Source organism: Paenibacillus sp. J31R98, from assembly GCF_056269245.1.
In genome coordinates this window covers 1-15,515 of sequence record NZ_JBWDNO010000003.1, presented here as the reverse complement: position 1 = coordinate 15,515, position 15,515 = coordinate 1, and the positions used below count along the sequence as shown (strand labels likewise).

Below are 15,515 nucleotides of genomic sequence, written 5' to 3'. Positions count from 1 at the left end.
TAATGAGCAAGCAATGCGAGCTCGAAAGGAGGATCGAATGCGAACGATACGTATTGGGGCAGGGCAGGGCTTCTACGGCGATTCGATCGTACCTGCGATTGAAACAGCAAAGCGCGGCAACGTCGATTATCTCTGTTTTGACTCGTTGGCAGAGCTTACGCTTGCCATCCTGCAGAAAGACCGGCAGCGAGATTCGGCGAGAGGCTACGCCTCGGATATAGCAAGCGCGATGAGGGAACTGCTCCCGATTGTACGGGCAAACAAGCTGAAGCTGATTACGAACGCAGGCGGCATGAATCCGCTGGGCGCACTCCGTGAGACAGAGCGGATAGCTCGTGAGCTTGGTGGTATGCAAGGCTTGAAGATAGCCGTCGTAACCGGCGATGACGTGCTGCCGCAGCTGTCCTCGTTCGCGGCGGAAGGCGTATCGCTTATGCATATGGAAGACGGGCGCGAATTCGCAGTCGTGCAAGATCGTATCGTATTCGCCAACGCCTACCTCGGGGCGGAGCCTATTGTGGAAGCGCTTCGGCAAGGCGCGGATATCGTCATTACGGGCCGGGTGTCGGATTCGGCTCTCTTTCTCGCACCACTTATTCATGAATTCGGCTGGAATGCGAAGCAGGATTGGGAGCGGTTGGCGCAAGGCGTGCTTATGGGCCACTTGCTGGAATGCTCCGGTCAGGGCAGCGGCGGCAATTTCAGCGGCAATTGGCAAGCGGTCGAGTCGCTGGAACACATCGGATTCCCGATTGCGGAAGTGCGCGAGGACGGCGAGTTCGTCATAACGAAGACGGAAGGGACCGGCGGGCTTGTTTCCGTGGCAACAGTGAAGGAGCAGCTGCTCTATGAAATTCACGATCCGTCTTCCTACAAGACGCCGGATGTCGTGCTCGATCTAACGAACGTACAGCTGCAAGATATCGGTCCGAATCGCGTACGTGTGACCGGTGCAGGCGGAGCTGCTAGACCTGATGCGTTCAAGGTTGTAATGGGCTATGCAGACGGCTGGCTCGGGCAGGCCATATGGGGTTATTCCTGGCCGGATGCGGTGGCGAAAGCCAAGGAGGCAGACCGGATCATTCGAAGACAGATCGAGGCAATTGGTCTGCAATACGAGGAGATCCGCAGCGATTATATCGGCCTCAATTCCTTGCACGGTCCACTCGCTCAGTCTCCTACAGAGGAGCTGAACGAGGTGTACTTGCGCATGGCTGTGCGGACGCGCAATCGAGACGCGGCGGCGAAGCTTGGACGGCTCGTTCCGCCGCTGATGCTGAGCGGACCTCCGGCGATGGGCGCTTTTCTCGGTGTGATGAAGCCGCGCGAGCTGCTCGGCATGTGGTCATGTCTCGTGTCTCGCGAGATTATTGAACGCAGCATTCGCGTGACCGTGCAGGAGGTGGTATAAGCGATGGCTCTCGTTCGCAAGCAGCTGCGCCATCTTGTGCAGGCACGCTCCGGGGACAAAGGCAATACAATCAATATCGCTGTATTCGCGCCATGCGCTGAAGTGTATGAGGTGCTGCTCCGAGAAGTGACGGCTGAACGGGTGAAGGGTCATTTTATCGGTATGGTCGGCGGTGAAGTAAAGCGGTATGAACTGCCCGGTCTGCATGCGATGAACTTTGTATGCAAAGAAGCGCTCGGCGGAGGAGGCTCCGCGACGCTGCGTATGGATAATCTGGGCAAATGCTATGCAGCGAATCTGATGAGGCTTGAAATTGAAATTGACGACACCATCCTAGTTAGCGCCAAGACACAAGCGTAAAGAGAGGTGTTCGAGGGTGAATCTCGATTTAACGGCAGAACAGGCGATGATTCGGACGCTCATTCGCGATTTTGCGGAAGCGGAAGTGGCACCTGGGGCGATTGAACGTGACCGGACAGGTGCGTTCCCGAAGGAAGTCTTCGACAAGCTGGCGAAGCTCGGGCTGATGGGGCTGCCTTTTCCCGAGCAGTACGATGGCGGCGGGGCGGATACAATCTGCTTCGCAATCGTGGTGGAAGAATTGAGCCGAGTATGCGCATCGACGGGCATCACCTATTCGGCGCATGTGTCGCTTGGCGGATCACCGATCTACCTCTTCGGGACGGAGGAGCAGAAGAATCGCTACTTGGCTCCACTGTGCAGAGGCGAATATTTGGGCGCGTTCGGGTTGACCGAGCCGGATGCCGGATCGGATGCGGGCGGGACGAGAACGACGGCGGTTCAGAGTGACAACGGCTGGACCATCAGCGGCTCCAAGTGCTTCATCACGAATGCCAGCTTCGCGAAGCATCTTGCAATCACGGCAGTGACCGACCGATCGAAGGGTACGAGCGGCATTAGCGCGTTTATTGTGCCGACGGGTGCTCCTGGCTTCAGCATTATAGACAACTATGAAAAAATGGGGCTGCATGCCTCCAACACCACCGAGCTCGTGCTCGATCAGGTTGAAGTGCCAAGCGATAATCTGCTTGGTGTCGAAGGCAATGGGTTCAAGCAGTTTCTAGCCGTGCTCGACGGCGGCCGCATCGGAATCGGCGCGATGGCAGTGGGCATTGCCCAAGGCGCATTCGAGAAGGCGCTTCGGTATGCGAAGCAGCGCAAGCAGTTCGGGCGAACGCTGTCTTCGTTCCAGGCGATTCAGTTCAAGCTCGCGGACATGGCGACGCAGATTGAAGCGGCGCGCACGATGGTATATCGTGCCGGATGGCTGAAGGATCAAGGCAGATCGTTCAAGAAAGAAGCCGCAATGGCGAAGCTGCTCGCGTCGGAGATTTGTATGAAGGTATGCGATCAGGCTGTCCAAATTCATGGCGGCTATGGCTATATGCGCGAATACGAAGTAGAGCGGTTCATGCGGGATGCGAAGCTGCTTGAGATCGGCGAAGGCACCTCGGAAATTCAGCGGATGGTCATCGCCGCGCAGCTCGGCTGTTGATCGCGCTGGCGGGCGGCGTTCAAGTGCGGGCTTGCCTGCAGGGAGGGTGAAGCAGATGGAGCATGAACATGATGCGGAAACGGTGAAGGATCGGCTGCAGGAGCAGATCGACGAGATCAAACAAGGCGGCGCTGCCAAATACCATGCGAAGAACGCTGAACAGGGCAAGCTGTTCGTCCGTGATCGGCTCTCGTTATTGTTCGATGCGGATGTGGAGCTGGAGGATGCGATGTTCGCCAGCTGCGCGGAATACGGACTGCCTGCCGACGGCGTTGTCACGGCAATCGGCCGCATTCACGGGAAGCCGGTAGCGGTCATCGCGAACGACTCGACAGTGAAAGCCGGCTCCTGGGGCGCTCGAACCGTGGAGAAAATCATCCGCATGCAAGAAACCGCAGACAAGCTGCGCATCCCACTCTTATATCTCGTCGATTCCGCGGGAGCTAGAATTACCGACCAAGCGCTCATGTATCCCGGCCGGCGCGGAGCGGGGCGGATATTCTATAACGAAGTGAAGCTCTCGGGCAGGATTCCGCAGGTGTGCATCCTCTTCGGCCCATCCGCGGCAGGAGGCGCGTACATTCCGGCGTTCTGCGATATTGTCATTATGGTGGAGGGGAACGGGTCGATGTACCTCGGCTCTCCCCGGATTGTCGAGATGGTGACGGGAGAAAAGGCGACTCTGGAAGCGCTCGGCGGGGCTCGCATGCACTGCTCGGTTTCGGGATGCGGCGACGTGCTGGCGAAGAGTGAAGAAGAGGCCATTGAGCTGACCCGCACGTACCTCGGCTACTTTCCGGCGAACTTTACGGAGCTGCCGCCTTCCCGAGGGGCTGAGCCGCCTGTCGACCTGAAGGTGCCGCTGGATAGCATCATCCCAGACAATCAGTACACGGCGTTCGATATGTATCAGCTTATTGAGGGTCTAATCGACGAGAGCTCATTCTTCGAGATCAAGCGATTGTTTGCGCGGGAGATCATAACGGGGTTGGCACGACTGAACGGCAAGCCGATTGGCATAATTGCCAATCAGCCGAAGACGAAGGGCGGCATCTTGTTCCATGATTCGGCGGACAAAGCGGCGAAGTTCATCAGCCTGTGCGACGCCTTTCATATTCCGCTGCTCTTCCTCGCGGATGTTCCGGGTTTCATGGTGGGCACGGCAGTAGAGCAGGCAGGCATTATTCGGCATGGGGCGAAAATGATCGCAGCGGTCTCTGAGGCAACCGTGCCTAAGATATCCGTCATCGTCCGCAAAGCATACGGAGCGGGGCTATACGCAATGGCAGGTCCGGCGTTTGAACCGGACTGTTGCTTGGCGCTGCCTTCGGCGCAGATCGCCGTCATGGGACCGGAAGCGGCGGTGAATGCGGTGTACGCGAATAAGATCGCGGAGCTGCCGGAGGCTGAGCGAGCTAGCTTCATTATGAGCAAGCGCGAGGAATATAGCAGAGATATCGACCTCTATCAGCTTGCCTCTGATATGGTCATTGATGGGATTGTCCCGGCGCATGGCTTGCGCCGCGAGCTTATCAAGCGCTTCGACGTGTATACGTCGAAGAGCTATGTGTTCACCGAACGCAAGCATCCGGTGTATCCGGTATAGAGCGAAGGAGGCGTAGGTGATGTCAACGGAGCGGGAAGAGGAAAAGGAGTCGGAGGAGACTGCGCCGAAGCTGAAGTCCGGCCAAGAGTCGGCGCCAGGGCAAGAGCCGGGGACGGCACTAGCGTCAACGCCGATGCCATCGCCGGCGCCGGTGCTTTGGGAGCAGCGGGGACACATCGGGTATATCCGGCTGAACCGCCCGGAGCAGCTGAATGCGATTAACCGGGCGATGCTGGATGCCCTTGGCGCGCTGATCGAACAGATCGGACACAATACGCGCGACATTCGCGTCGTTGTCATCGAAGGCGCGGGTCGCGCGTTTAGCGCCGGCGCTGATCTGAAGGAGCGCCAGACGATGGGCTCGCCGGAGGACATCCGGCAGAGCATCCATCGTATCAAAGCGGTGCTCGCCGCGCTGGAGCAGCTCCCGCAGCCGACGATTGCTTCGCTCGGCGGGCTCGCCTTCGGCGGCGGGCTCGAGCTCGCGCTCGCCTGCGACTTCCGTTTCGCCTTGCACGGGGTAAAGCTCGGCCTGACCGAGGTCGGCCTCGGCATCATCCCCGGCGGCGGCGGCACGCAGCGTCTGCCGCGGCTCATTGGCGCCTCGCGCGCGAAGGAGCTCATCCTGACCGCACGGCGCATTACGGCAGAGCAGGCCGATGAGCTTGGCCTGCTTAATGGCGTTGCCGATGACTTGGCGCAGCTCGCGGCGTCCGTCTCGCAATTGGCGGCGGAGCTGCTGCAGGCCGCGCCGATCGCCATCTATCAGGCGAAGCTCGCTATTAATAGAGGGCTCGACACGGATCTGCAAGCCGGAATGGACATCGAGACCGCTGCCTACGAAGTCACTATTCCGACGAAGGACCGGCAGGAAGCTCTCGAAGCATTCCGCGCGAAGAGACCGCCTCATTTTAGTGGGGAATAACAGTGAATGCCAGGGCTACCACATTCCATTTATGGCCGAGAGTTCGAAAATAGCACTCTCGGAGCAGCAATCGGCCGATTTCCTTGCTGAGAGTTCGATTTTTGTACTCTCAGCTTCGCCACGTTGCCAATATCAGCAGTTTTCTATTCTGAGAGTTCGAATAATGCACTCTCGGAGCAGCAATCGGCCGATTTCCTTGCTGAGAGTTCGGATTTTGTACTCTCAGCTTCGCCACGTTGCCAATATCAGCAGTTTTCTATGCTGAGAGTTCGAATAATGCACTCTCGGAGCAGCAATCGGCTGATTTCCTTGCTGAGAGTTCGGATTTCGTTCTCTCAGCTTAGCACGTTGCCAATATCGGCTGCTTCCATATCTGAGAGTGTTGAATCTGTACTCTCAGAGTAGGAATGCACTTCAGGCTCTCCCGATCGGCAGCTGTATCTTTTTACTTGTTTGTTCCCCTCATTCCCCCTCCCCTCCCAACTTGACATGCAGTCATTTAGCTGCCTATTATATTCCCATGGACAACCTATTCAAAGCGCTCGCCGATGCCAGCCGCAGACAGCTGCTTGACGAGCTTTTCAAACAAAATGGACAAACTTTAACCGAGCTTTGCGAACATCTCGAGATGACGCGGCAGTCAGTGACAAAGCATCTTTATATATTAGAAGGGGCACAGCTCGTTGTAACCGAGCGACAAGGGCGCCATAAGCTGCATTACCTCAACGCCGCGCCGCTTGGAGAAATTTACGCCCGCTGGATCAGCAAGTTCGACCAACATCGGGTGAACCTTTTGCAGCAGCTTAAACGGAACCTTGAGGAGGATCATAACCAAAGCCATGACAACACCTAAATCCTTTGTCTACACAACGTACATTGCAACTACGCCTGAGAAGCTGTGGAAAGCGCTGACGAGCAGCGAGTTTACGGAGCAGTATTTTTTTGGAAGCCGAATTGAGTCCGATTGGAAGGAAGGATCTCAGGTCACCTATTCGCGCTACGGGGAAGTGACGGATTACGGAACGATCATTAAATGCGAGCCTTACCGGCTGCTGTCATTCACTTGGAACTATGTTACAGACAAGTCGGGACGCGCCGAGCCGTCGCGAGTGACGTTCCAGCTTGCTCCTATGAACGGTACCGTGAAGCTGACGCTGAAGCATGAGAATCTGATTCCTGCGGATATCGTCGATCGCGAAGACACCTTCGAAGGCCTCAACAACGGCTGGCCGGCCATTCTAAGCAACCTGAAGACTCTGCTCGAAACCGGAAGAACACTGCCTCCAGTCTCACTACAATAACGAAAGCGAGTGCCGCCATAATGACGAATAACCTTACCAACGTCACCAAAATCCGTATCAACAAGCCCGCTGCAGACATCTTCGAAGCGTTCGCCGATCCGGACAAGCTGGCTCAGTTCTGGTTCGTAGGCTCCGGCCGCTTGGAACAAGGGAAAACCTTCACTTGGCGCTATGAAGAATACAATGCAGAGGTACCGATTTACATTGTCGAACTCGTGGAGAACGAACGAATCGTTTACCGCTGGGGCGGCGAGGACGGCGGAAACCTCGCGACGATAAAGCTGCTTTCCGAGCAGTCGTCCACTACAGTTGTAGAGGTCACCGAAGAAGGCTTCGACGCAAGTGCGGACAGCGATCAGCTTCGCCAGGACATGATAGGCAACAAAGAAGGCTGGACCTACATGCTCACCTGCCTCAAAGGCTATCTCGAATACGGAGTGAAGCTGCGCGCTTCGCTTGTATTTTAGCTGCTAATCTACCATTACTCGCCGGAATCTCCCGTGCTATACTAATCGAAGCAACAGATTGCTTCGCACAGACATTCCAAATTACCATGTTCCGGCGAGAGGATGAAGACGTTCATGGCAAGCTGGCTTCAGCAAGGATTAGGAATCAAATGGTTCACGCAGCATCAATGGCATACACATAATCTCATACGCACAAGCGAAAATGTTTCATCGGGCACAGTAAGCTACATAGCGGAACTGCCAGAGGTGCGGATTGAGCTATCCATTGAACCTCACGCGGCTTCACAGGCAACGAGCAGCTACAAGGCTGAAGTTCGAATCTTGCCCAAGCAAGCCGAGCTCTCCATCAGTGGCGTCCAGCTTACGATTCCGGTAGCGCAGGATCAGACCTGCGTGTGGAAGCCGCAGCTTGCGCCTCAAGACAACATGGCTATAGGGGACAACATGTTCCGTTCGCCAGCCATCATCTTCGAGAACGCAGAGCATATGGCGGCATTCGTGCCGGATCTGACGGCAATCGAACAGGACCGCCGCATTCCGCATGTGATGGACTATACGTTGCAAGACCATTCCCTCATGTATGGACTTTGCAGCTACGAGGAAACAGGGCATGTGTATCACAAGCTGACACCGTCATCCATATTAATAAAAGAACCACTTGTATACCGCTTCTATCTCGTGGAGTGGGCAAAACAAGCAGACGCTCGGGACAAAGACTACCGCTGCGTGGAACAGTTTCTATGGAATACGTTTGCCGTCGAAGCCAAGATGCCTGCCGAGCAGGAACTGGATGTAATTGAGGGGTTGAAACCTTATGCGGATTACGCCTATAGCTGGGCGCTCGATCGTTGGAAGGACGTCACCTGGCAAGAGTTTACGCTCAGCAGCGGCGAAGAAGTCGGCGGCGTCGTATTTATCGTTCGTGCCCGGCAGAAGCCAGGGATTGGCGAGGAAGATCAGTGGCGGGAACCAAAGAGTCTTTGGAATCAAGCGTGGTTCTGCGGTCTGCGAACCGCATACGGCTACGCGCAATGGGGGCGTACGCACGGTCGCGAGGACTGGGTAGCGAAATCGGAGAAAGCGCTTAACTTCGCGCTGAGCGCTCCGCAGCTGAACGGACTTTTCCCAAGCTATTTCAAAGCTGGGGAAGACAACAGCTGGGATAACGGCCGCTGGTATATGTCCGCGCCTCGCCGTCCCGATGGGCTAGATGACTTCGTTCATCTGCTCGATGCATCATGGACGTGCTATTGGTTGCTGAAGTGGCACCAAGATGTACATGCGGATGAGCGGATTTTGCCTTATGTGCGCAATTATGTGAATCGGCTGCTTGACCTTCAACTTGAAAGCGGAGGCTTCCCAGCATGGGTGAATCCGGTGGGCTCGGACATCTCCCCTTACTTGCTGGAGAGTCCCGAGACGTCCGTCCACATTATGCTGCTTATCCTGCTTAACCGCATTGAAGCCGATGTTCGCTACATTGCTGCTGCCGAACAGGCGGCGGAGATGGTGCTTCGGGACATCGTTCAGAAGGGACGCTGGGAGGACTTCGAGACCTACTGGTCCTGCTCGCGGCAGTGGGAAGGCAAGAAGTATGGTGTGCTGGATGCGCGAAGCGGGCTGTACAATCAGTGTAATTTCGGCATGTATTGGACGGCGGAAGCGTTCAAGGATTTGTATGAAGCAACCGGCACGGCGCGTTGGCTGGATGCCGGAGAGCAGGTGCTTGCTGAAGCTTCATTCTACCAGCAGATCTGGCAACCTCCGTTCATCGAAGTTCCGGCAATCGGCGGGTTCGGGGTTATGACCTCGGATGACGAGTGGAATGATGCGCGTCAAAGTCTGTTTGCGCTCACTTATCTCGATTACTACCGCGTAACGGGCAATGCCAGCTACAAAGCCAGAGCGCTCTGGGCGATGAAGGCATCCTTCTATATGATGTACTGCCCGCTCAATCCGATTGTGAAGGCGAAGTACGAGCGCGTACATCCGCAGTTCAACGAGGACGATTACGGCTTCCATATGGAGAACTTCAACCATCATGACGGATCAGCGGTTGAAGGGCTGGGCGAATTCACGATCTTCGATTGGGGCTGCGGCGCGGCTGCGGCTTCGCTTGTCGAGTTCGATCGCAAGCTGCGCCAGATGACGCAACCTGCCCACTAACATAAAGAAAGACTCAGGCCACTCATCACAGAGGTGGACCTGAGTCTTTTTACTATTCTTCTTCCGTCAAGCGTAGCACTTCGATCAGCTTCAGGAACAAGCTGAGCACGATAGCGGCAACTGTCGCCAGCGCCATCCCTTTCAGCTCGAAATTGCCGCATTTCAGCGTAGCGCCGCTAAGACCGATTACGAGTACAACCGTTGTTAGCATCAAATTCGCTGGCTTCGAATAATTAACCTTCGTCTCGACAAGCATCCGTAGACCGGACGCAGCGATAACGCCGAACAAGAGCAGAGACACGCCGCCCATAACCGGCTGTGGAATCGTTTGAATGAGCGCAGACAGCTTCCCTACAAAAGATAGCACAACGGCTACAACAGCAGCCCCGCCGACAACCCATACCGAGTACACGCGGCTGATTGCCATAACGCCGATATTTTCGCCATATGTCGTGTTTGGTGTGGAGCCTGCGAAGCCGGAAATGATCGTCGAGATGCCATTGCCGAGCAGCGATTTGCTGAGGCCGGGATCCTTAGTGAGATCCTTCTCGACAATATTGCCTGTTACGATCAGATGCCCGATATGCTCAGCGACAACGACGAGCGCAGCAGGCGCAATGATCGCGATGCTAGTCCAATCGAAACTCGGCTTATAGAACGTAGGGGCACTGAACCAAGGAGCAGCACGGAGTGCAGCTTGCACATCAACAATGTGGAGGATGCATGCAAGCGTGTAACCGACGATGATGGCGATGAGAATCGGAATGACCCGAAGGAAACCGCGGAACAACACGGAGCCGACCACGCCAATACTGAGTGTAACGATGGAGACAGTTAGTGTCGTCGCATCCGGCGACCAATCTGCAGGAGCATCAGAGCTGGCGATGAAGCCCGCCATTTGCGCAGCAACCGGCACAAGCTCAAGCCCGATAACCGCAACGATCGCTCCCATCGCGGCAGGCGGGAAGACGACATCGATCCACTTCGTTCCGGCAACCCTAATAATGAGCGCAATTAGTGTAAAAATAATCCCGACAATAATAAAGCCGCCAAGCGCTGCAGAATAACCGCCTTTGGAGTTCAGCACAACGAACACCGGGGAGAGGAAGGCGAAGCTTGAGCCCAAGTAAGCCGGAATTTTGAAGTTTGTAATAAGAAGATAGAGCAGCGTTCCGATCCCGTTCATGAGCAGAATGGTCGACGGATCGACTTTGAACAGAATAGGCACGAGGACGGTAGAGCCGAACATCGCGAAGAGATGCTGCAGACTAAGCGGGACACTGGCAAGCAGTGATGGCCGCTCATGGACTTGAATGATTTTGGACAACGGTATGTACCCCCTGATGTAGATAATATGCATTTTTGCCAAACGTAATCTTAACATACTTGCCCAATGCGAAATAAGCGCTTGACAAAACATTTAATAATGTCATAATGACAATATAAGAAAAAACGAAGCAGGTAAGGTGATCCCATTTGAACGAGCCACTAGACGACGCAGCTACGTATTCACCACGCAAATATAGGACGCCCGACGGCGCGCCTGCCGATATCGTCATCTTTACCATTACATCTCAGGTCCGCAATACGGTGAAGAAGTCGCTTCCGACGAGGCAGCTCGAAGTGCTGCTGATTGAGCGCAAAGGCTGGCCGTTCGCTGGGCAATGGGCGCTGCCGGGTGGATTCTCCAAGGATACCGAGACGATTATGGAGAGTGCGAAGCGGGAGCTGCAAGAAGAGACGGGTGTTGAAGACGTTCATATTGAATACTTGAATGTGTACAGCGAGCCAGGGCGCGATCCGAGGGGCTGGATTATCTCGCACGCTTTCGTAGCGTTGGTTCACGAGAGCTATCTAGCAGGTCGCAGAGCTGCTGACGATGCGGCGGATGTTCGGTTGTTCCCGGTAGAAGAGGCGCTCGCCATGAATCTCGCCTTTGATCACCGACTTATTTTGCAGGATGCGCTGGACAGAATTCGGCATCAGATGCTGACCACGACGATTGCCCGCGAGTTTCTCCCGGAGGAATTTACGATCGGTGAGCTGTACCAGGTCATCGAAGCTGTCGTGCCAGAGTTTGTAGAACGTAATTTCATTCGCAAAATCACATCAACGCAGAGCCGCAAGGGCATTATTGAAGAAGTGCGAGATTCCCGCGGCGAGCTCAAGATGTCGAACCGCTACTCGCAGCGTGCAGCCCAGCTGTACCGATTCACGGATTTTTTGCCTCAGCTGTCTATATACAGCTAGGCTTTCTTTTATCAAGTTTAATAATGTCGTAATGACATGATTATTGAGATGAGGATGGTGGGCACGATGAAAGCATTGGTCGTTATTGATTACACCGTTGATTTTGTAATAGGGAAGCTGCCTTGTGGAGACCCGGCGATTGCAATTGAGGATCGTATTGCCGAACTGACGCAGCAGTTTGTTCATCAAGGGGATTTTGTCGTGATGGCAGTTGACCTACATTATGAGAATGAGAAGCTGCACCCGGAGCACAAGCTGTTTCCTCCGCACAATATTGAAGGCACGCCGGGGCGAGAGTTGTATGGCAAGCTGCGCGATGTTTACGAAGCGGAGCATGAAAGTATCTATTGGATGGACAAAACTAGATATAGCGCATTTTGCGGAACAGATTTGGAGCTGCAGCTGCGGATGCGAGGTATAACGGAGCTTCACCTTGTCGGCGTATGTACGGATATATGCGTGCTGCATACGGCGGTGGATGCTTATAACCGAGGTTTTCAAATTGCCGTTCACGCGGATAGCGTCGCCACGTTCAATCCGCAGGGCCATGAGTGGGCTTTGCAGCATTTTACCGGATCGCTTGGCGCCGTGCTAATGAAGAACAACCAACCTATTACGTGATATGAAGGAGATGTGAGTGACGATGGCTACGACGATGCAGAAACAGATCATTGCAGATCTCAAAGTGAAGCCTCAGATCAATGCTTCCGAGGAAGCGCGCAGCCGAGTGGATTTTATGAAAGCCTATCTGAAGCGGACGAAAGCCAAAGGCTTCGTACTTGGCATTTCCGGAGGACAGGATTCCACGCTAGCGGGCAGGCTCGCTCAACTGGCGGTAGATGAGTGGAATGAGGAACACTCGGATAAAGTGAGCTTCATCGCAGTGCGGCTGCCGTATGGCGTGCAGCAGGATGAATCGGATGCGCAGGATGCATTAAAGTTTATTACGCCGACTCGCATGGTGACTGTGAATGTGAAACCGGCGGTGGATGCGGCGGTCGAGCAGTTTACTGTGGCAACGGGTGAGAAGCTTGGCGATTTTCACAAAGGGAATGTGAAAGCACGGGAGCGAATGAAGGCGCAGTATGATATCGCTGCCCACTATGGACTGCTGGTGCTTGGAACCGATCATGCCGCTGAGGCGATCACAGGCTTCTATACGAAGCATGGCGACGGTGCCTGCGATATGGCTCCTATCTATGGGCTTAATAAGCGGCAGGGCCGGGCAGTGCTGAAGTCGCTAGGCTGCCCGGAGCATCTCTATATGAAGAAACCGACTGCCGACTTGGAAGATCTGAAGCCAGGTCTGCCGGATGAAGAGGCGCTCGGCATGAGCTATGAGAATTTGGATGATTATTTGGAAGGTGTGACATTGCCTGAGGAACTGAGCGAGCGGATTGAAGCGCGCTATAGAGCGACTGAACATAAACGGCGTGGGCCGGTTACTGTCTACGACGACTGGTGGAAGGGGTAAGGACGGATGGGCTACGATAATCTAACGCTTCACACAGATAAATATCAGATTAATATGATGTACGCGCATTGGGCGCAAGGTTCGATGAACGAGCAGTCAGTATTCGAACTATACTTCCGCAAGCTGCCATTCGGCAACGGCTTCGCTGTGGCGGCAGGGCTGGAGCGGGCGATTGCGTATATTGAAGGGCTTCGTTTCGGCGAGGAGGAGATATCCTACCTGAGGGAGCAAGAGGAGAATTACAAAGAAGAGTTCCTGCAGCTTCTTCGGGAGTTCCGTTTTACGGGAAACTTGGACGCCGTACCGGAAGGCACAATCGTCTTTCCTAACGAGCCGCTTATCCGTGTTGAGGCGCGGATATTCGAGGCGCAGCTCATTGAGACAGCGCTGCTCAACTTCGTCAACTTCCAGACATTGATCGCGACCAAAGCTTCGCGAATTAAGCAGGTCGTAGGCGATGACATTCTGCTCGAATTCGGCACGCGGCGCGCGCAGGAAGCGGATGCCGCGATCTGGGGCGCGCGGGCAGCGTATATTGCAGGCTTTCACGCGACTTCCAATATGCGTGCAGGGATGCTCTTTCATATCCCGACCAAAGGAACACATGCTCACGCTTGGGTGCAAGGGCACGAGACTGAAGAGGAAGCCTTCCGCAAATATGCGGAGGTGCTTCCTGATCAAGTAACGCTGCTCGTCGATACGTACGATACACTTAAGAGCGGAGTACCGAATGCCATTCGCATCGGGCATCTGCTGGAGAAGCAGGGCAAGCGGATGAATGCCATCCGGCTGGACAGTGGCGACTTAGCGTATCTGTCCCAGCGCGCTCGGGTAATGCTCAATGAAGCGGGATTACCGTATGTGCAGATTGTTGCATCGAATGACTTGGATGAGAACATTATCTTTAACTTGAAGGCGCAAGGAGCGCGGATCGATGTGTGGGGTGTCGGCACGCAGTTAATCACAGCTGGCGATCAGCCTTCGCTTGGCGGTGTTTACAAGCTTGTCGCTCGGGAGCAGAATGGAGCATTCATACCGGTTATAAAGATCTCAGGCAATCCCGAGAAAGTAAGCACCCCAGGCATAAAAGAAGTGTACCGCATTATCAACCGTGAGAGCGGGATGGCAGACGGCGACTATATTACGCTTCGCGAGGAAGAGTCGGTGAGACGCGGCGAGCCAATCCAACTGCACGATCCGCTTCATCCTTATATGCCAACCGTCATTGAGAAGTATGAAGCTGTCGCTCTACTGCGGAGTATCTTCCGTGATGGTAAGCTTGTGTACGATGTGCCGGATCTCGAGGCTGTTCGCACTTATCACAAGCAGCAGCTGAGCCAGTTCTGGCCGCAGTATCTCCGTAAGCTGAATCCGGAGACGTACCGCGTCAATATTAGTGTTGCGGCATGGCAGACGAAGCTGGATTTGATCAAGCGATATCGGGAGCAATAGGAGGCGCTTCGGCGCCTCCAAACTTTTTTTGAGAAAAGGCTTGCCAAGTCGAATCCTGTCGTGTTATATTCTAATTCCGCCGCTGAGAGGTAAACGAAAGCGCGGTGCACGAAACGAAAAACAAGTTGAAAAATAAAGCTTGCAATTGAGTTTCGATGTATGGTATATTCTAATTCCGGTCGCGAGACTGGGACAAGAAATATGACGAAATTTGTTCCTTGAAAACTGAACAATGAGCGACCTGTCAAAGGTCTTAAATTACGTCGAAACGCCGATCGTCACTCGTTGGCGAAGGAGTTTCTGGCGGAGCTAGTTTTTTGAATGAGCTAACAAGCGAATTCATAATTGATCTTCGGATCACTTTTATGGAGAGTTTGATCCTGGCTCAGGACGAACGCTGGCGGCGTGCCTAATACATGCAAGTCGAGCGGATTTTGTCCTTCGGGACAAGGTTAGCGGCGGACGGGTGAGTAACACGTAGGCAACCTGCCTGTAAGACCGGGATAACATTCGGAAACGGATGCTAATACCGGATATGCAACTGAGCTGCATGGCTAAGTTGGGAAAGACGGTGCAAGCTGTCACTTACAGATGGGCCTGCGGTGCATTAGCTAGTTGGTGAGGTAACGGCTCACCAAGGCGACGATGCATAGCCGACCTGAGAGGGTGATCGGCCACACTGGGACTGAGACACGGCCCAGACTCCTACGGGAGGCAGCAGTAGGGAATCTTCCGCAATGGACGAAAGTCTGACGGAGCAACGCCGCGTGAGTGATGAAGGTTTTCGGATCGTAAAGCTCTGTTGCCAGGGAAGAACAGCTAGGTGAGTAACTGCACTTAGAATGACGGTACCTGAGAAGAAAGCCCCGGCTAACTACGTGCCAGCAGCCGCGGTAATACGTAGGGGGCAAGCGTTGTCCGGAATTATTGGGCGTAAAGCGCGCGCA

Annotated in this window: 14 protein-coding genes and 1 rRNA gene; 14 read left to right on the top strand and 1 reads right to left on the bottom strand. The window is 54.5% G+C overall.

From position 1 onward, the window contains the following. The first annotated feature begins 37 nt into the window (after positions 1 to 37). From AC0YNX_RS13775 to AC0YNX_RS13735, 9 genes are all read left to right on the top strand, one after another. Positions 38 to 1,411 carry an acyclic terpene utilization AtuA family protein gene (locus AC0YNX_RS13775; protein WP_475816266.1) on the top strand — a complete coding sequence of 458 codons (1,374 nt, stop codon included), beginning with the start codon at positions 38 to 40 and terminating at the stop codon, positions 1,409 to 1,411. Between the two features lie 3 nt (positions 1,412 to 1,414). Next, entirely contained in the window at positions 1,415 to 1,771 is a 357-nt protein-coding gene (locus AC0YNX_RS13770; protein WP_475816265.1) for an AtuA-related protein, read from the top strand. A gap of 16 nt (positions 1,772 to 1,787) precedes the next feature. Continuing rightward, positions 1,788 to 2,927 (top strand): acyl-CoA dehydrogenase, encoded by a 1,140-nt coding sequence (locus AC0YNX_RS13765; protein WP_475816264.1) that lies wholly within the window; start codon positions 1,788 to 1,790, stop codon positions 2,925 to 2,927. A gap of 55 nt (positions 2,928 to 2,982) precedes the next feature. Further along, positions 2,983 to 4,533 carry an acyl-CoA carboxylase subunit beta gene (locus AC0YNX_RS13760; RefSeq protein ID WP_475816746.1) on the top strand — a complete coding sequence of 517 codons (1,551 nt, stop codon included), beginning with the start codon at positions 2,983 to 2,985 and terminating at the stop codon, positions 4,531 to 4,533. A gap of 133 nt (positions 4,534 to 4,666) precedes the next feature. Then, positions 4,667 to 5,458 (top strand): enoyl-CoA hydratase-related protein, encoded by a 792-nt coding sequence (locus tag AC0YNX_RS13755; RefSeq protein ID WP_475816745.1) that lies wholly within the window; start codon positions 4,667 to 4,669, stop codon positions 5,456 to 5,458. 520 nt (positions 5,459 to 5,978) lie between these two features. After that, positions 5,979 to 6,311 (top strand): ArsR/SmtB family transcription factor, encoded by a 333-nt coding sequence (locus tag AC0YNX_RS13750; protein WP_475816263.1) that lies wholly within the window; start codon positions 5,979 to 5,981, stop codon positions 6,309 to 6,311. After that, complete coding sequence (locus tag AC0YNX_RS13745; protein WP_475816262.1) at positions 6,298 to 6,759, top strand: SRPBCC family protein; 462 nt, start codon at positions 6,298 to 6,300, stop codon at positions 6,757 to 6,759. The genes AC0YNX_RS13750 and AC0YNX_RS13745 overlap by 14 nt, the downstream gene beginning before the upstream one ends. A gap of 20 nt (positions 6,760 to 6,779) precedes the next feature. Next, on the top strand, positions 6,780 to 7,226 hold the full coding sequence (locus tag AC0YNX_RS13740; RefSeq protein WP_475816261.1) for an SRPBCC family protein: 447 nt from the start codon (positions 6,780 to 6,782) through the stop codon (positions 7,224 to 7,226). 114 nt (positions 7,227 to 7,340) lie between these two features. Beyond that, positions 7,341 to 9,392, top strand: coding sequence for a hypothetical protein (locus AC0YNX_RS13735; protein ID WP_475816260.1), 2,052 nt, complete (start codon positions 7,341 to 7,343; stop codon positions 9,390 to 9,392). Between the two features lie 52 nt (positions 9,393 to 9,444). Here the strand turns inward: AC0YNX_RS13735 and uraA are convergent, their stop codons facing one another. Continuing rightward, entirely contained in the window at positions 9,445 to 10,719 is a 1,275-nt protein-coding gene (uraA, locus tag AC0YNX_RS13730; RefSeq protein WP_475816259.1) for a uracil permease, read from the bottom strand. A gap of 149 nt (positions 10,720 to 10,868) precedes the next feature. Between uraA and AC0YNX_RS13725 the strand changes: the two genes are divergently transcribed. The 5 genes from AC0YNX_RS13725 to AC0YNX_RS13705 all read left to right on the top strand — a co-directional run. Next, the gene (locus tag AC0YNX_RS13725) at positions 10,869 to 11,642 is read left to right on the top strand and encodes an NUDIX hydrolase (RefSeq protein WP_475816258.1); all 774 of its coding nucleotides are present in this window, start codon (positions 10,869 to 10,871) and stop codon (positions 11,640 to 11,642) included. A gap of 66 nt (positions 11,643 to 11,708) precedes the next feature. Next, the gene (locus tag AC0YNX_RS13720) at positions 11,709 to 12,263 is read left to right on the top strand and encodes a cysteine hydrolase family protein (protein WP_475816257.1); all 555 of its coding nucleotides are present in this window, start codon (positions 11,709 to 11,711) and stop codon (positions 12,261 to 12,263) included. 34 nt (positions 12,264 to 12,297) lie between these two features. Next, entirely contained in the window at positions 12,298 to 13,116 is an 819-nt protein-coding gene (gene nadE, locus AC0YNX_RS13715; protein ID WP_475816744.1) for an ammonia-dependent NAD(+) synthetase, read from the top strand. A gap of 6 nt (positions 13,117 to 13,122) precedes the next feature. Further along, entirely contained in the window at positions 13,123 to 14,568 is a 1,446-nt protein-coding gene (locus AC0YNX_RS13710) for a nicotinate phosphoribosyltransferase (protein ID WP_475816256.1), read from the top strand. A gap of 362 nt (positions 14,569 to 14,930) precedes the next feature. After that, positions 14,931 to 15,515: ribosomal RNA gene (locus tag AC0YNX_RS13705) — 16S ribosomal RNA — on the top strand; the annotation flags it as partial.

What these genes read in the sequence shown, in the direction of transcription:
- AC0YNX_RS13775 (WP_475816266.1), top strand. Translation starts at nt 38, where the DNA reads ATGCGAACGATACGTATTGGGGCAGGGCAGGGCTTCTACGGCGATTCG.
- AC0YNX_RS13720 (WP_475816257.1), top strand. Translation starts at nt 11,709, where the DNA reads ATGAAAGCATTGGTCGTTATTGATTACACCGTTGATTTTGTAATAGGG.
- nadE (WP_475816744.1), top strand. Translation starts at nt 12,298, where the DNA reads ATGCAGAAACAGATCATTGCAGATCTCAAAGTGAAGCCTCAGATCAAT.
- AC0YNX_RS13770 (WP_475816265.1), top strand. Translation starts at nt 1,415, where the DNA reads ATGGCTCTCGTTCGCAAGCAGCTGCGCCATCTTGTGCAGGCACGCTCC.
- AC0YNX_RS13740 (WP_475816261.1), top strand. Translation starts at nt 6,780, where the DNA reads ATGACGAATAACCTTACCAACGTCACCAAAATCCGTATCAACAAGCCC.
- AC0YNX_RS13735 (WP_475816260.1), top strand. Translation starts at nt 7,341, where the DNA reads ATGGCAAGCTGGCTTCAGCAAGGATTAGGAATCAAATGGTTCACGCAG.
- AC0YNX_RS13710 (WP_475816256.1), top strand. Translation starts at nt 13,123, where the DNA reads ATGGGCTACGATAATCTAACGCTTCACACAGATAAATATCAGATTAAT.
- AC0YNX_RS13745 (WP_475816262.1), top strand. Translation starts at nt 6,298, where the DNA reads ATGACAACACCTAAATCCTTTGTCTACACAACGTACATTGCAACTACG.
- AC0YNX_RS13755 (WP_475816745.1), top strand. Translation starts at nt 4,667, where the DNA reads ATGCCATCGCCGGCGCCGGTGCTTTGGGAGCAGCGGGGACACATCGGG.
- AC0YNX_RS13760 (WP_475816746.1), top strand. Translation starts at nt 2,983, where the DNA reads ATGGAGCATGAACATGATGCGGAAACGGTGAAGGATCGGCTGCAGGAG.
- AC0YNX_RS13750 (WP_475816263.1), top strand. Translation starts at nt 5,979, where the DNA reads ATGGACAACCTATTCAAAGCGCTCGCCGATGCCAGCCGCAGACAGCTG.